The organism is Roseibium sp., assembly GCF_039982295.1.
Taxonomy (GTDB): Bacteria; Pseudomonadota; Alphaproteobacteria; order Rhizobiales; family Stappiaceae; genus Roseibium.
Window position 1 is genome coordinate 153,510 of sequence record NZ_JBDWYP010000082.1, and the last position, 16,284, is coordinate 169,793.

Consider the following 16,284-nt stretch of genomic DNA (forward strand, 5'->3'; position numbering starts at 1 on the left):
CCGTTCCGCCTATTCCTGCATTTCCATTCAAAACAAGACTGTCACAGCCAGGTCTGTAAAGACCGCGAGTCCGAAAAGAACCAGAACGGTTCCGGCAATCCTGTTGGCATTCTCCAGCCAGCGGTCATTGATCTGGCTGCTGAAGCGATGAACCGCGGCCGACACCAACGTCCACCACAACAAGGCTCCCATGGCAACGCCGGCGACCAGCGCAAGCGCGCCAATGTGATTGCCGTGTTCTGGCCGCCAACTGCCAAGCCCGCCGATGATGGCAATGAACCCGAGAACAGCACCCGGGTTGGTCAGCGTCATGAAAAAGGCCGCCGTCGCATCGGCCCAAAGACCTGCCGCACCATTGCCAGGCTCGGTTTCAAGATGCGGGTGGGTGTGCAGGATCTTCAATCCGAAAGCGATCAGCAGCGTCCCTCCGACCAGCTTGATCAGGTCCACCTGCCCCTCGATAAATTGAGTGACAGCGGAAACGCCAAACACAGCAACAGCCGCATAGATGGTATCTGCCAGGACGGCGCCAAGTCCGACGAAAACTCCTTCGCGGGCGCCGCGTTGAACCGCATGCCGGATGGTCATGATGTTGACCGGGCCGACGGGGGCGCTCGTGATCAGGCCAATAGCCACTCCAAGTGCAATAAATCCAAATACGCTCACGCGGCCAGTTTCCTCAACGGTTCGGCTCCCACTTGTGCGATACAGCCGGCCGCCGACCTGCGCAAGGCCTCAGGCACATTGCCTTGGCAGTGGCCAGAGACCCCACTTTGCGTGTATGCAAATCCTGCCGATTTCGGCAGTGAGGGGTATACCGCATGTCCAAACGATTGTTTCTGCTTGCGGTCGCCGCAAGTCTCGCCGGAACGCCAGCCATGGCCAAGACGGTTCGCACCGACACCATCCGCGTTGCACCGATAGAGACCCCTGCAAGTGGAACGATTCCAGTCGAAGATTCGATCACATCGCAACAAGAACCAGGCGCTGACGACAAAGTTCTGACCGAAGAGCTGGAACTCCCATTGCCAGAGGTTCTTTACGACACGAGCCTTCTGCCCAAACCTGTCGCGCGTATGCACTCCCAGCTTTTCGACGCTGCGATCTCCGGTGATATTGAACGACTTCGCATGGTCCTGGAGAGCAATGAGGTTCCACCGACACTTTCCCTGATCGAGATCGATGACCCGATCGAATTTCTCAAAGAAAGTTCCGGGGACCCTGACGGTCTCGAGATCCTCGCCATTCTCGCCGACACCCTTGATGCAGGGTTTCTTCATGCTGACGTCGGCACGGCCCAGGAAATGTACATCTGGCCCTATTTCGCGCGATATCCGTTTCACGCCCTGACCGCAGACCAGAAGGTCGAGATGTACAGGATCGTGACCGCTGCCGATTTTGCCGAAATGGAAGCTTTCGGCGTCTGGCTGTTTTATCGCGTCGGGATCGGCAAGGACGGTACGCTTCACTATTTTGTCGCGGGCGAGTAGAGGCCTTCCGGCGAAGGACCTATTTCCGCGTAGTGGGCGTAACCTCGGTAGAGCGGTGTGAATGACTGGCTCCGTCCGGTCTCCTCGGCGATTTCCGTAAGGACAGTTTCGAGCTCGGAGCGCGGCGTTACATGAAACCTGCGAAGCCAGGCAAAGAGCAGAGCCCTGAAGGAGGCCGGAAGTCTCTCTTGTTGGCCAAAATCGACCACGGAAATTCGGCCACCAGGCGCCAATCGAGCAGCCCCGGCCTGCAAAGCCTCGCGCCAAACCGGAATCATCGACAGCGTGTAGGAGTAGAAAACCCGTTCAAAGGACGTGATCCTGAAGGAGTCTGCGGCCGCCGGGTCCGAGGCGTCACCACGAGCAAGTCGAATCCGATTGGACAGGCCTGCCTTATCGATATTACGCTGCGCCGTGTCCAGCATCTCCTGCGAAATGTCGACCCCATAAAAATGCGCGTTGGGAAAACGGGTCGCTGCTTCTATGAGGTTGCGACCGGTGCCACACCCAAGCTCCAGGACATTGGCGCCAAAAGGCGGCTCCATACGATCGATCAACAGATCCCGGCCCAGCAGATAATATTTTCGGGTCAAATCGTAGACGTGGCGCTGGTTCCGGTAGACCGCGTCCATAAGCTGTGCAGTTTCCGCGGTCGCTGACATCGTTGTTATCCGTTGTAGACGTACAGGTGGAAGCCGCCGTAGATGGACGAGCGATCCTGTTGGCCAAGGCGAAGACTTTCCTCTTCGCGATAGCTCCAGCGATCGAGGGTTTCGTCCTCAACGCGCCCTGGCAACAAGGTTGGTTCAGCAGCAGTGCGGAAAATAACCCTCGCGCCCGGACGTGCGGTTCGCGTGATTTCACTCCAAAGGGCATTGAGCTGAGCGTCTGTCATCCAGTCCTGCGCATCCAGCAGAACATAGGCATCAAGACTGTCTTCCGCTTCGCCCTGAAGGTGCTCGGTGAAGTTCCGGTTGAGGACACGGACCCGGTTCGAACGCGTCTTGATCGCCTCGAAATGCTCTCGCTTCAGGTAGGGCGGCAGTGGACCGGCATCGCCAGTGGATTCGCCTTCCTGAGGCGCATATCCGCGGCTGAAAGCCTGCCATGCGAAATAGTTGTCATTGATTGAAAAGTCACAGGCGAGCTTTTCCAGGCGCTGACGCAGGACGGAAGACATGTCGCCTTCGGCGCTAGCAGAAACGAGCGCTTCATATTGCGCAGGCGGAATGCCCAGCCCGTAGAGCGACATCTTCTTGGAAGTCGCCCAGCGTACAAGACGCTTGTCGAAAAGCGGTGCCAGCGCGGTATCAAAGAAGCTGCGCTGCTCATCCATCGAGCGCGCGCGGACCATATGCCTGGGGTCGATGCCGTAGAGCTTCGCAACGAAATGCCCGACACCTATGCAATAGCCCAGCAGACCATGATGGTAGAGGTCACGCGAGAACAGGGTGATGCGCTTGCGGCCCCAGCCTGCAATATCGCGGCCCTCCCAGTAAGAACGGGACTCTGCATCCAGCTCTTCGCGCAGGAAGCGCTCATAGGTTGCGATGTTGGCTTTCTCGTCGGCCTCGCCAAAGAAGCGATAGAACGTATCGTAGTTGGGCAGGCGTTTGGCCGCGAGCAGCTTCAGCCGCCCGAGCGCCACATGGGCGCGGTTGAGATCAACAGCCGTGATCTCGGCCGGATTTGCCGTGAGATAGGACATTACGTTGCAGCCGCCGGACGCAATTGCCACCATCCGCGACTCTGGCGTCAACTTCAGCGCCTGCATGTCCACGTCCGGATCTTCCCAGATCTGTGGATAGACGAGACCCTTGAAGGCGAATGTAAAGAGCCGTTCGAGAAAGCCCTCCTTGGATGTCGCGCTGGAGCGATGGACCGCATTCTTCAAACGGGCCTTGGATGCATTCAGCGTACTGGAGGACATGGCCTTCTCCCGGATCTGACCTTGCTGTGGAGTTCAGTTCCGATACGGGAGTCTGACGACAGTTTGGTGACGAAAGGTCAGCAGACTGCGTTCTTTATTCAACAAAAAAGCCCCCGCCAAGGGCGGAGGCCTTTCGAAAGCGCGTCGTTGGAAGGTCCTACCTCGTTACGACGACAAAGTCGGTGCCAAGACCCGTGTTTCTGGCAAAACCGCGATCTGTGATGATCAAAGAGGTTCCCGGCGTCAACATCTCGCTGACTTCCCGCTGGACTTTTGCCGGCAGTGTCAGACGGTCAAGTGCATCACGCGGCGTGCCATGGCTTTCGCCTTCCGCCGGAACGGCCATCCAGTCAACCGAACCTGCGCCCTGCTCGAAGCCGAGTGCGGTGAAGACATGGGTGCCGATTGGCGCATCAATATCCGAGAGCGTTACAGGTGCCTCGTAGATGTCCTTGAACTTGCGGCGGATGCGAAGGGTCGCGTTCTGTGGCTTTTCATAACCGGCAGCTGCGTGAATGTCGCGGATCAGACTGTCGGTGATCTTGCCGGTCACCGGGCGTTCGGCACCTTCCTGATAGAGAGCAATCGCAGCGCGGGTCTTTCGGCCCATGACGCCGTCAACGGGACCAGCGTTGAAACCCATCCGGTTCAGCAGGCGTTGCAAGGTCCGCGTCTGGTTTTCTGATTTCTTCGGGGTGACGATCATGCGCAGGGGCTGATCGAACTTCCGATTTTTGGCAGCCGCCGCATTCAGCTCGGGCTGAATGGAGGCGGTTACGAGCGTCCCACGCAACGCAGGATCGGAAGCAATCGTCTTCGACGACAGGCTGGCCAATGTCGTTGCGGCGGGCAGAGGTTGTGGCAACACATCGTGGCGGATGAGCTCAGGTGCAGCTGCGCCGCGGGTGACGACAACATGCATGCCGCGCTCTGTCTGGCCGAAGAGATCCTTCGCGAAGTCACGTGGCATGCGGATGCATCCATGTGAGGCAGGATATCCAGGCAGACGTCCCTGATGCAGAGCAATACCTGACCATGTCAGACGCTGCATGAAAGGCATCGGCGCATTGTTGTAGAGGTTGGAAAAATGCTTGCGGCGCTTCTCCAGAATGGAGAACACGCCCGTGGGTGTGCTGTTGCCGGGCTTTCCTGACGAGATCGGAGCGCTCTGAAGCAGCTCGGTCCCGCGATAGACATCGATCTTCTGCTCATCGAGTGAAACCAGCATCTGCAAAGGCGCTTCTGCCGCAGCTTTTTCGCCTTCCGACGCCTGGTTGTCACGCGCCGTTGCAGGTCCTGCAACAGCGGCGATCACGCCGATAGCGACAGCAATTCCCTTGATGGGCGCAAATTGGCGAAGACCCGATGTAACGGTCTCGCGAGTCTCTAAACTGACATTCATGGCAGGAGCCCCCTACGCAGCACTCTTCAAAAGCTCAAACAGAAACTTAAAATCTACAGGTGTATTTTACGTTATGGAACAAGGTTACCGAAACGTTTGAGCCGATCTGCACCGACAATAGGCACGATAGCGCAAGGCCGCTGTGTTCGTGATCACAGTTTGATGAGCTGGCCAAGAGCCTTAAGCGTCCCTCTAAAGCAGGGAAGTCATGCCTTCGATCACGTCGGAGGCAGAGCGGGCATCGGTGTCTGAATCGCGGATCAGCTGGTCGAAGTGATCCGTCAAGGCGCGGATCTGCCGACTCTCGCGAAACACCATGTAATGACCACCGATATAGATCACGCCAAGCAGTGGCCCGAAGATCGTGACCGGTGCAGAGAAGACGACCTTGGTGTCATGGAGGTAGAGCCGCAGTGAGGGGTAAAGATCCCGGCAGCATTGTGCCATATGCTCGATCTGCTCTTCACGCGCCTCTTTGGGCAACCCGCGCCAATAGCCCTCGCCGCGCGCAAGGGATTCAACCAGTTCCCGGGAGCAGCAGATCTCGTAGTCGGACCCTGGCCGCCGCAGCCAGTCGGCACGGCTGCGCATGGCCGAAATGGCCTGATCAGGCGTGCGGTCGCGAAAGGCAGCATATTCGAATTCGAAAACCGCATCGGTCTTGAGGATATCCGGTAGCGTCGCCGGTACGTGTCGGATCTTGTAGCCGGCCGCTTCACGGTGCCACTCATCAATTTTTGCATCGGCGAAGGAGCGCTCGGCTTCTGTCACCCGAAAGGAGGCCTCCAGAAGATCCGCGGCAGTCTCGCTGCGCTCAGACAGGCCCAGCAACCAGTCAGCGCTGACCGAAAGCGCTGAAGCGCATTCAGCAGCCAGATGAGCGTTGGGAAGCCTTGCATCTCCCTCCCCCAAAAGCTGCGCAATGGTCGAGCGGTCCACGCCGCAGATCCGAGCCATCTCCGCACGGCTCATGCCCTGGCGCGACATGGCGTCGGCCAGGCGTTCCCGAAACAGGGTTGAGCGGTCACGTTTGTCCATTCGCGTTTTTTATCACAGTTTGTGATTAAAATCTACAATTCAGATTTTTTGCTGAAAAGATACAGACTTCCATCAACCGATGTTCGGGCGCACTCTTTTTGCGTTGCGAAGAGCCCCTTCCACCCGGCATGAACCCCTCGACAGGCGTGATGGACACCACAAAGCGAACCTTTTTGAAAGCGCTGACCTGGCAGCTTCTCGGGCTGATCACCATGACAGCCCTGAGCTACCCGCATACCGGGTCGCTGTATTCGGCGCTTGCCCTGGCCTCAAGTGCCTCTGCGAGCGGTTTTCTTGCTTTCTTTGTACACGAGAAAGTCTGGAACAAGGTGCCTTGGGGGCGGACGGCGCAAACAGAAAAGGCGCCCCACTGATTTGCGGGACGCCTTTCAGGAACAATCGATACTGCTCGCTCAGGCGCGCGGCATGCCGTCCTGGAAGAGAACAGCCTCACCTCGGGAAGGCGTTGTCAACTCGGCGTCCCACATCACCTTTTGACCGCGTACGATTGTACCGATCGGCCAGCCGGTCACATCCTTGCCGTCATACGGCGTCCAGCCACACTTGGAGGCAATCCACTCGTTCTGGATCGTCTCCTTGCGCTTCATGTCGACGATGGTGAAATCAGCATCGTAACCGGCCGCAATCCGGCCCTTGAGCGCGGTCTGAAACAGACGCGCCGGACCAGCAGAGGTCATATCAACGAAACGGGCTAACGACAGCCGGCCGGCGTTAACGTGGTCCAGCATGATCGGCACCAGCGTCTGCACACCCGTCATGCCGGAAGGCGATGCCGGATAGGGCTTTTGCTTCTCTTCCAGCAGATGAGGCGCATGGTCAGAACCAAAGATATCCAGAATGCCCTGCTTGAGACCCCACCAAAGCCGTTCGCCATGATGTGGCGCGCGGACCGGCGGGTTCATCTGAACCAGCGTTCCAAGGCGTTCATATGCCTCATCGGTCAAGGTCAGGTGATGCGGTGTCACCTCGATGGAAGCGACATCCTTGTGGCCGAGCAGGTAGTCGACTTCTTCAGCCGTAGACAGATGCAGGATATGGATCTTCGCACCAACTTCGCGCGCAATGCCGACCAGACGCTGGGTGCATTGCAAGGCAGCGATTTCATCGCGCCATACCGGATGAGACCGCGGGTCGTTTTCAATCCGCTCGCCCTGACGCTCGCGCAGCCGGAACTCATCTTCAGAATGGAAGGCGGCACGGCGGCGGGTGGTCGACAGGATATCGCGGACACCCTGATCATCCTCCACCAGCAGGTCTCCGGTGGAAGAGCCCATGAACACCTTGATGCCGGCAGCGCCTGGAAGACGTTCCAGCTCTGGAATATCCGTGACGTTTTCACGCGTGCCACCAACCCAGAAGGCAAAGTCACAGTGCATGCGGTGATGACCGCGGCGAACCTTGTCGGCGAGCGCAGACTCCGAGGTCGTCAACGGATTGGTGTTCGGCATCTCAAAGACGGAAGTAACACCACCCATGACAGCAGCGCGGGAACCAGATTCAAGATCTTCCTTGTGATCGAGACCGGGTTCGCGGAAATGTACCTGGCTGTCGATCACACCCGGCAGAATGTGAAGACCGGTGCAATCGATGGTCTCGCCAGCCTGTGAAGGATCGAAGGCTCCAAGCTCGACAATCCGGCCATCTCGAATTGCGACATCGCGCAGGCCCTCGCCGTCCTGATTGACCACTGTTCCGCCCTTGAGGATCACGTCATAGGTCTGGGTCAAGGTCTGTCTCCTGCTTCGCCACTAGATCATTTCCGGGCTTATACGCGGATGACCGGTCAAGGACCAGTGCCGACCTCAACCGCGCAGAGCGTACTCCAGCCTTGCCCACACTCTCAAAGCCTCCTATGTCGCATGACAAGGTATCAACCACGACTTTGAATGCGTGCCCGCACGCCCGAAAACAACAGCAAGGATCCGGACGATGAGCCAACTGCACTTTGCGCTTCTGGAAAGCCGGGGTCTGATCCGCATTGACGGCGAAGACGCGACGCATTTTCTTCAGAACCTTGTGACCTGCGACATCGAGAAGGTGGATGCGGACAATGCCGGCTTCGGAGCCCTTCTGACGCCTCAGGGCAAGATCCTGTTCGACTTCATAATCCTGCGAACCGATGATGGCTATCTGCTCGACACGCCAGGCGAAACTCTCGCTGACTTTGCAAAGCGCCTGACGTTCTATCGCCTGCGTGCAAAGGTCGAGATCGAGGCTCTGGGATCGAACGTTGGCGTTATTGCCTCATGGGGTGGCGCTGTCCCTTCACCCTTGCCGGGCCATCATGCGTCTGACCCGCGTCTTCCAGAATTGGGAGACCGCCACCTGGGCGACCTGGAAGATACTCGGTCAGCGTTGCTGGAAGCAGGTGGGCTGCAAGAAACGCCCGCGGCCTACGCAACTCATCGGATCGCGCTGGGTGTTCCGGAAAGTCTCTCGGACTATGGCTACTCGGAGGTCTTTCCCCATGACGCGGATATGGATCAGCTGAATGGCGTTTCCTTTTCAAAAGGCTGTTATGTCGGGCAGGAAGTGGTCTCGCGGGTTCAGCACCGCTCGACGGCACGCAAGCGCATGATTGCCGTCTCCGCCGACACTGCCCTGCCGGAAGCGGGAACGGAAATCGAGGCTGATGGCAAGGCAATCGGGACCCTCGGCTCCTCATCGCAGGCAAACGGCGCTCATGTGGGCATCGCTTTGGTGCGGCTTGACAAGGCGCAGGCTGCTCGTGACAAAGGCGCTGCGTTTCACTGCGGCGATGTTGCGGTCTCCCTGGATCTACCCTCGTGGGCCGGTTTTAGCTGGCCAGCTGATCCAAACGACACCTGACCCGCAGATTGAAATTCCCCGTTCCGCTCTAAAACCCGAGCTGCCATGCCTGCCGATAATTCCGTTCCCTCCCCAAGAGCATGGCAACGCATGTTGTCCGGACGCCGGCTTGATCTTCTGGATCCCTCACCTCTGGACGTCGAGATTTCCGACATTGCTCACGGCCTGGCCCGCGTCGCCCGCTGGAACGGTCAGACCCGGGGTGAACACGCGTTTTCGGTCGCAGAACACAGTCTGGTGGTCGAGGACATCGCCCTGAAGCTGAAGCCCGATCTGCCGCCACGTTGGCGTCTCGCCGTTCTCCTTCACGACGCGCCCGAATACGTGATCGGCGACATGATCTCTCCCTTCAAGGCCGTGATGGGTGGCGCCTACAAGGCCGTGGAAGCTCGCTTGCAGGCGGCCATCCATTTGCGCTTCGGATTGCCAGCTGAAATTCCGCAAACGGTGAAGAAACTGGCCAAACGAGCCGACATCATCTGCGCCTACTACGAGGCCATCGAACTGGCCGGTTTTGAAGAGAACGAGGCGGCCAAGATCTTCGGAAAGCCACGCGGTTTCTCGCGCGATGGCGCGTCCATTCCCCGGCTTGATCTCAGACCTCTTCCCGCTCTTCAAGCACAGGAAAAATTCCTGGAACGCTTCGAGTTGATCGAAAGCCTCGTCGAAGCTGGGAAAAACAGCAAAAAGGCTGCTCGCTGACTGGTGACGTTGGCGCGCCGGACAGGTACGATTCGCAGATAAACAAATCAACGGATCGCCATGCTCTACGTCTGTTCCCTGTCCCGCCTGACCGAAACCGTCAGCAAGGTTGGCGCTGGCCATCTCGTCACATTGATCAATTCCGACATGGACGTGCCAACGCCGCCGCAAATCTCGCCGGATCAGCATCTTTTCCTGGGCTTCAACGACATTCTTGCGCCGATTGACGGCCTGACACCGCCGACCGAGGCCCATGTTGACCGCTTGCTGGCCTTTATCGGCAACTGGGACCGAACGGCACCGCTTGTGATCCATTGCTGGGCCGGGATCAGCCGATCAACCGCCGGGGCTTATATCACGGCCTGTGCCTTGAACCCGGAGTTCAGCGAACGTGACCTTGCGCAGGAGTTGCGACGACGGGCGCCGTCAGCCACTCCCAATGGCCGCCTCGTATCAATGGCCGACAAGGTCCTCGGACGCGAGGGACGCATGATCGACGCCATTCGCGAGATTGGCCGGGGAGCGACTGCCTTTGAAGGCACACCGTTCGAAATGCCGCTGGACTAGCACCCGACTGCAGAGGCAAAGCCATCATGATTGCGGCGAATACGACCATCGAAATCGGCCTGAATGCGGTGATCGTCGCCGTAGCAGACGGCATGCCCCAAATCGTTCAGGTAGGCGATGGCCGCACCGGAGACCCTGAAAGCCTGCCCTTTGGTGCCTTCGATCCCCTTCATCACCGGACATTCGAGATCGGTTTGAGGTCCTGGGTGGAAGAGCAGACCGCGCTGCAGCTTGGTTACGTCGAGCAGCTCTATACTTTCGGCGACCGTGGACGCCACAGGTCACGCGACGATTCCGACCCCCACGTGGTTTCAGTCGGGTATCTCGCCCTCGCCCGCCAAAGCGAAGGATCGCGCGACGTGCTCGCCAGACATCATTCGGGTTGGCGATCCTGGTATGACTATTTTCCCTGGGAGGATTGGCGCGACGGCCGACCGGGCATGCTCGACAGCGACATTCTGCCTGCCCTGATGGCATGGGCAGAAATCCCTCCGCCAGCTGATGCACCACCGCGGGCCTTGAACCGGATGGAACGCCTGACTCTGGCATTCGGGCTTCATGCCGACAAATGGGACGAAGAGCGCGCGCTCGAACGGTACGAACTGCTTTATGAAGCCAGTCTCGTGGAAGAAGCGCTTCGCGATGGTCGGCCCGCAGCCCTCAAGCGGCCGCACTTGCCCAAGTTCGGACGACCCATGCGGTTCGATCACCGCCGTGTCCTGGCAACCGCCATGTCCCGCCTGCGCGCCAAGCTGAAATACCGCCCCGTTGTCTTCGAGCTGATGCCTGGCACCTTTACTCTGACAGAGCTTCAAACCACGGTGGAAGCGATTTTTGGTCGGCACGTGCACAAGCAGAATTTCCGAAGGCTGGTTGAAAACGCCGACCTTGTGGAACCAACCGGCGCGACATCAACGGCGACGGGCGGGCGGCCAGCGGCACTCTTCCGCTTCCGCCATGAACTCCTCAAGGAGCGCCCTGCGCCGGGCTTGCGTGTTGGCGGCCGGTGATCAAAATTTCACTTGCGTCTTAACCATGAAACTTGCATTTGGCGACTTCTGACGCAGGGGAACAAGCCAATTTCTTCTTGTTAACTCTCTTTCAAGGTTAAAGCGTCATCTTCAATTCAATCGCTTCGGAAAGGATTCCAGTGACGATTTTCGTCAGAAGACTTTCCTGGCACGCGTATTGAGTTGGAGTTGGCTGCGTATGTCTGGCCCGCGTAATCGTTCGTCCTCCGGGCGCCGTTCGTCTCGTGTTTCCCCGCGCCGGGCAAAGCCTGCGGCCGCACGGCACAAGCTGAAGCGCCTTGTCCTGACATCGCCCCTCGCCTTCATGTTCCTGACCGGCTCCATCGGCCAACAGGACATCCTGTCTCTCCTGGCCGAAAAACAGACCGATGCACCGCGCTGGATGATGGCGCTGGAGCCGGCCAGTTTCGCCACCGAGATCAAACCGACACTCGCGCTGGCAGCAAGCAGAAACGTGCCGATCAACCCGCTCAAGGAACGGCACCTGACGCTGACATCGGCTGCCAAAGGCGTTCGCGACACGAATGTCTCGGGTCTTTCCGCTCTGGCGGCAGAAGTTGCGCCGAAAGAAATTCCCGACGAAATCGCGGTCAACCGCTCCGCAAAGGGTGACCGCCATATCTCGCTTGCGCCGGACAGGCACATGGTCGACATGGCCGCAGGTGCTGTCTATGCCCTGCCCAGCATGATCGGCGGCGACCACAAACGGGCTTCCCTGCCGCGCGTCTCCTTCGTCAAGCCGGAACCGCTGAGCGAGCAACAGTCGACACTCCTGGCAGGCATTCCCTCGCGTACGCCGGGCAAAGACGGGCCGCTTGACCTGCAACAGGTCATGATGGCGCGCAACGCCGCAGCTGCCAGCTTCTCGCTTGTCTCCGCCTATGCCCCTGAAACGGCCCAGGATACGAAAGAGCCCTTCAACGCGCTCTTCGGTGCTGCAAAATACGAGCAGGAGCTGCCGCCGCCGGAAGATCCGGAAAATCCGCATTGGTGGGCGCAAAAGCCACTGCCTCTCTCCGTGATGGAGAAGAAGGAACAACGCTGTCTTGCGGAGGGCATTTATTTTGAGGCCCGCGGCGAAAGCGAAGAGGGCCAGATCGCCGTTGCACAGGTCGTTCTCAACCGGGTGAAGAACCCCGCTTACCCGAACTCGATCTGCGGCGTGGTCTATCAGAACAAGCACAAGCGCAACCGCTGCCAGTTCTCCTTTGCCTGCGATGGCATCAAGGACCGGATCACGCAGCCGAAGAGCTGGAAACTCGCGCAGCGCCTCGCCAAAGAGGTCATCGGCGGCAAGCAGTATTCCAAGATGGTCGATGCCTCGACGCATTACCACGCGAACTATGTGGCTCCGCGCTGGCGCAAATCCATGGTCAAGCGCGGCCAGGTCGGACTTCATATTTTCTACAAGACCCGTGCCGGCGGCTGGAACTGATCAAGCAAGCGTCCGATACCCGGCATAATTGAACTCGTTCCCATTTGCTGTACAACTTGGTGGCCACCTTGCGGACGTCCGCGAGGTGGCCATTTGGCTTTCAATTGATTACGCGGGAACGTATCGATGCAGATGCAACAGCAGCCCCGGTCCGACGAACAAGATCGGTCTTCCGGGTTCGACACCTACCTGTTCAAAGATACGCCACCCCACACGCTGTCATCAGATGATACGGCACGCACGCTGAATGTTGAGGTCGAACGTGGCCTCTCGCAGCAGGATGCAGTCAGCCGTCGGGGCAAGGTCGGCCCCAACAAGTTGGCCGAAACAGACAAACTTTCGCCGCTGATCCTGCTGCTGCAACAGTTTGCCAATCCTCTTTTGATCATCTTGATGGTCGGAGCCGCGATTTCCGCCTACACAGGGCACACGGTGGATGCGGTTGCCATTCTGGTCATCGTCGTGATCAACGCCCTCATCAGCTTCTGGCAAGAGTATAAAGCCGAGCAGTCGCTTGCGGCGCTCGGTGAGATGGCCGCCCCACAGGCTCATGTCATGCGCGATGGGCAGTGGAGAGACACTCCGGCGGCTGATCTGGTTCCAGGTGATATCGTCAAACTCAAGGCCGGAGACATCATTCCCGCCGACATGAGGTTCGCCTCCGCTCACCGCCTTCAAGTCGATGAGGCCGCCCTGACCGGAGAGTCGGAACCGGTCGACAAGAACGACCAGATCCTCGCCGACGTTCAGACAGTCCTCGCCGAGCGCTTCAATATGGGCCACATGAGCACGCAGGTGACCGGAGGCACGGCGGTGGGCATCGTCACCTCCACCGGGATGACGACGGAAGTCGGCCATATCGCCGGGTTGATGGCGGCGGCCAAGGAGCCCAAGACGCCCCTTCAAGAGCGCATCGAAGGCCTGTCGCGTGTGCTGATAGGCGCAGCCCTTTGCGTTGTGGCGATCATTATCGGCATTGGCATTCTCAATGGCATGGACGCCGTTGAGATGCTCAACACGGCGATCTCTCTTTCTGTCGCCGCAATTCCCGAAGGCCTTCCGACCGTCGTGACGATCGTATTGACCCTCGGGTCACAGAACATGGCGTCCAAGAACGCCCTGGCACGCCGCCTGTCCTCGGTGGAAACGCTGGGAACCACATCAGTCATTTGCTCCGACAAGACGGGAACACTGACCCAGAACCAGATGCAGGTCATGCGTCTATGGGCCGGCGGAAAAACGTGGCAAGTCACCGGAGAAGGCTTCGATCCGGGTGGAGTGTTTCTTGGCGCGGATGAGACCGAAGCAGATCCAGAGGTCGAGGACGATCTGCGCGAGATGTTGATGATCTCCGCCTTCTGCAATGAAGCGCGCATGATCGAGGTCGACGGGAGGCCGGCGATCCAGGGCAATCCGACCGAAGGCGCGCTGGTCGTGGCCGCTGCCAAGCTCGGCGTTTCCAGAAGTGACCTCAAGGCCCGGAACTATGTTCCGCTGGCTCACTTCCCGTTCGATTCCACGCGCAAGATGATGAGCGTGCACACCCGCCTGCCGGACGGTGAGGAATACCTCGTGGCAAAGGGTGCCCCGGACATGATCCTGGCGCGGGCGACACACGTTCGCCTGCATGGCGAAGAAGTCCCGATCAATGATGGCAACCGAGCCGAAATCGAGTCGGTGATCACCTCGTTCGGCAATGATGCCCTGCGCACACTTGCCGTCGCTTACCGGAAGATCTCGGCGGGTGATCTCAATCATGAAGATCCCGAACGTGACATCGTGCTCATCGGCATTCACGGCATCATGGACCCGCCACGGCCGGAAGTTCCCGATGCAGTTGCCCAAGCCACCAGCGCCGGTGTTCGCACTGTGATGATCACAGGAGATCATGCCGTCACAGCACAGGCCATTGCAGAACAGATCGGCATCAAGACATCGGATGAGCAAACCGTTCACGTCGGCGCGGAACTGGACGCGCTTTCGGATGAAGAGCTTGGAGAAACCGTCAAACGCGCCGCCGTCTTTGCCCGGGTGACGCCCGAACACAAGCTGCGGATTGTAGCGGCCCTTCAAGCCAACGGCGAAGTGGCGGCAATGACCGGAGACGGCGTGAATGATGCGCCTGCGCTGCGCAAGGCAGATATCGGCATTGCCATGGGCATATCAGGAACCTCGGTCGCCAAGGACAGCTCTTCTCTGGTGCTTCTGGATGATAATTTCTCGACCATCGTAACCGCTGTTCGCGAAGGACGGCGGATCTATGACAACCTGCGCAAGTTCATTCGTCAGGCCCTCACCGCCAATGTCGCCGAAGTTTCGACGATCCTCTTTGCGTTCCTGCTGATGGGAGCCGACCCGCTCCTTCCCCTGACACCGTTGATGATCTTGTGGGTGAACCTCGTCTCGGATGGCATTCCTGCTCTTTCCCTCGGTTTTGAACCGGCGGAGCCGGACCTGATGAAACACAAACCGCGCGGGCGGGACGAGAACATCTTTTCCGGAGGTCTCAAGGAGATGATCATCATCCGAGGCCTCGCCGTCGGCGGCCTCACGTTCTTTGTTTTCAACACAGCGCTCGAACGCGGCCAACCGCTCGCCTATGCGCAGACTTTGGCATTTGCGACACTGATTTGTGCCCAGCTCTGGCATATTTTCGATGCGCGCTCGAGCCGAACGCTTTTCACCAAGAACCCCTTCGACAATCCGTATTTGCTCGGCGCGGTTGCCCTGTCAGCTGCCCTGTCGTTGCTCGCGATCTACACGCCGGCAGGGAACTACATCCTCAACACCGAACCACTGAGTGCCCGGCATCTCCTGGAAGCGATCTTCATCGCCGCCCTGCCCACGCTTCTGCTGTCGGGGATCAAGGAGCTCTTCGGCTTCAAATTTCTCTAGATGCGCGCGAGCACTTCCATTCCAGGCGCGAATCCGCGACCATCGACTCCGCCATCCGGCAACGGTGCGACCCATTCCGGGGCACCTGATCAACTTGTATTCAAGGATCCAATCATGACGTTTCAACGGTTCGCCGCCGCAGCGGCCTTCCTGCTGTTGTCCTCCCCCGCCCATGCCCATCTCGACCCGGCCTCCCATGGTTCCTTTGCTGCGGGCTTTACCCACCCGGTCTTCGGCCTGGATCATGTTCTGGCGATGATCGCGGTCGGCCTTTGGGCAGCTCTCCTCGGCGGCAAGGCCATTTGGGCGCTGCCGAGCGCCTTCGTCGGACTGATGATTGCCGGCTTCGGCCTGTCCCTTTTGGGCGTTCACGTCCCGATGGTGGAACCGGTGATCCTGGCATCTGTCGTCGCGCTTGGCGCGCTCGTCGCCGTCGCCGCACGCTTTGCGCTCCTGCCAAGCGCCCTTCTTGTCGGTGTGTTCGGTTTTTTCCACGGTCACGCCCATGGCGGCGAGATCGGTGGGGCCGGTGAACTTGGCTATGCGGCTGGTTTTGTCGCCGCAACGGCATTGCTGCACGCGGCCGGCGTCCTGATCGGTTATGGCGCCAAGGTTGGCCTGGGCCCTGAAACCCGGCGCGGCGAAATCGCCACCCGCTTTCTAGGCGGTGTCACCGCCCTTTGCGGCCTCGCGCTGATGGCCGCTTAGCTGAGGCGACCTATATTAAGCGACTAACGCAAGGTTTTACCGTCGAAACCCGCCTACAAATCGCTGCGCGGAAGCTGGCTCAGTGAACGGAATTTTCTAAAGTTCATCTTCATGCCAGGAAGAACAAAAGATCTTCTGGCATGAAGGTCACCTTATCGCGAACCTTTCACACCCGGCCTCTTTGAAGCAGAGGAAATTGTGAAGATTTCGGACGCTGAATTCTCAATGAAATCCAT

General features: G+C 58.9%; 15 protein-coding genes. 9 read left to right on the forward strand and 6 right to left on the reverse strand.

Annotated features, from left to right (window positions below):
- Positions 1-27: 27 nt before the first annotated feature.
- Positions 28-666: a LysE family transporter gene (locus tag ABJZ52_RS16690; RefSeq protein ID WP_348188463.1), complete on the reverse strand. Its 639-nt coding sequence runs from the start codon at positions 664-666 to the stop codon at positions 28-30.
- 155 nt (positions 667-821) lie between these two features.
- On the opposite strand from ABJZ52_RS16690, the gene ABJZ52_RS16695 reads away from it, so the two are divergent.
- Positions 822-1,490, forward strand: a complete 669-nt coding sequence (locus ABJZ52_RS16695; protein ID WP_348188465.1) for a hypothetical protein — start codon at positions 822-824, stop codon at positions 1,488-1,490.
- On the opposite strand, the gene ABJZ52_RS16700 is transcribed toward ABJZ52_RS16695, so the two are convergent.
- The 4 genes from ABJZ52_RS16700 to ABJZ52_RS16715 all read right to left on the reverse strand — a co-directional run bounded on the left by ABJZ52_RS16700 (position 1,469) and on the right by ABJZ52_RS16715 (position 5,860).
- Positions 1,469-2,152, reverse strand: a complete 684-nt coding sequence (locus ABJZ52_RS16700; protein ID WP_348188467.1) for a class I SAM-dependent methyltransferase — start codon at positions 2,150-2,152, stop codon at positions 1,469-1,471. The two genes, ABJZ52_RS16695 and ABJZ52_RS16700, sit on opposite strands and share 22 nt — an antisense overlap.
- Positions 2,153-2,157: 5 nt before the next feature.
- Positions 2,158-3,420, reverse strand: coding sequence for a DUF3419 family protein (locus ABJZ52_RS16705; protein WP_348188469.1), 1,263 nt, complete (start codon positions 3,418-3,420; stop codon positions 2,158-2,160).
- Positions 3,421-3,577: 157 nt separating this feature from the next.
- On the reverse strand, positions 3,578-4,822 hold the full coding sequence (locus tag ABJZ52_RS16710; protein ID WP_348188471.1) for a L,D-transpeptidase: 1,245 nt from the start codon (positions 4,820-4,822) through the stop codon (positions 3,578-3,580).
- Positions 4,823-5,014: 192 nt separating this feature from the next.
- Positions 5,015-5,860, reverse strand: a complete 846-nt coding sequence (locus ABJZ52_RS16715) for a helix-turn-helix transcriptional regulator (RefSeq protein ID WP_348188473.1) — start codon at positions 5,858-5,860, stop codon at positions 5,015-5,017.
- A 149-nt stretch (positions 5,861-6,009) separates the two neighbouring features.
- Here ABJZ52_RS16715 and ABJZ52_RS16720 point away from each other — a divergent pair, with 149 nt between their 5' ends.
- A complete protein-coding gene (locus ABJZ52_RS16720) occupies positions 6,010-6,234 on the forward strand; it encodes a DUF2061 domain-containing protein (RefSeq protein WP_348199844.1) in 225 nt (74 codons plus the stop codon).
- A gap of 39 nt (positions 6,235-6,273) precedes the next feature.
- On the opposite strand, the gene ABJZ52_RS16725 is transcribed toward ABJZ52_RS16720, so the two are convergent.
- Positions 6,274-7,608, reverse strand: coding sequence for a dihydroorotase (locus ABJZ52_RS16725; RefSeq protein WP_348188477.1), 1,335 nt, complete (start codon positions 7,606-7,608; stop codon positions 6,274-6,276).
- Between the two features lie 202 nt (positions 7,609-7,810).
- Here ABJZ52_RS16725 and ABJZ52_RS16730 point away from each other — a divergent pair, with 202 nt between their 5' ends.
- The 7 genes from ABJZ52_RS16730 to ABJZ52_RS16760 all read left to right on the forward strand — a co-directional run bounded on the left by ABJZ52_RS16730 (position 7,811) and on the right by ABJZ52_RS16760 (position 16,048).
- Positions 7,811-8,710, forward strand: coding sequence for a folate-binding protein YgfZ (locus ABJZ52_RS16730; RefSeq protein ID WP_348188479.1), 900 nt, complete (start codon positions 7,811-7,813; stop codon positions 8,708-8,710).
- 45 nt (positions 8,711-8,755) lie between these two features.
- On the forward strand, positions 8,756-9,412 hold the full coding sequence (locus ABJZ52_RS16735) for an HD family hydrolase (RefSeq protein WP_348188481.1): 657 nt from the start codon (positions 8,756-8,758) through the stop codon (positions 9,410-9,412).
- Positions 9,413-9,472: 60 nt separating this feature from the next.
- Positions 9,473-9,979 carry a tyrosine phosphatase family protein gene (locus ABJZ52_RS16740; RefSeq protein ID WP_348188483.1) on the forward strand — a complete coding sequence of 169 codons (507 nt, stop codon included), beginning with the start codon at positions 9,473-9,475 and terminating at the stop codon, positions 9,977-9,979.
- A 26-nt stretch (positions 9,980-10,005) separates the two neighbouring features.
- On the forward strand, positions 10,006-10,989 hold the full coding sequence (locus tag ABJZ52_RS16745) for an NAD regulator (protein ID WP_348188485.1): 984 nt from the start codon (positions 10,006-10,008) through the stop codon (positions 10,987-10,989).
- Between the two features lie 199 nt (positions 10,990-11,188).
- Entirely contained in the window at positions 11,189-12,445 is a 1,257-nt protein-coding gene (locus tag ABJZ52_RS16750; RefSeq protein WP_348188487.1) for a cell wall hydrolase, read from the forward strand.
- A gap of 126 nt (positions 12,446-12,571) precedes the next feature.
- On the forward strand, positions 12,572-15,340 hold the full coding sequence (locus ABJZ52_RS16755; RefSeq protein WP_348188489.1) for a cation-translocating P-type ATPase: 2,769 nt from the start codon (positions 12,572-12,574) through the stop codon (positions 15,338-15,340).
- A gap of 114 nt (positions 15,341-15,454) precedes the next feature.
- The gene (locus tag ABJZ52_RS16760) at positions 15,455-16,048 is read left to right on the forward strand and encodes a HupE/UreJ family protein (RefSeq protein WP_348208047.1); all 594 of its coding nucleotides are present in this window, start codon (positions 15,455-15,457) and stop codon (positions 16,046-16,048) included.
- Positions 16,049-16,284 lie beyond the last annotated feature (236 nt).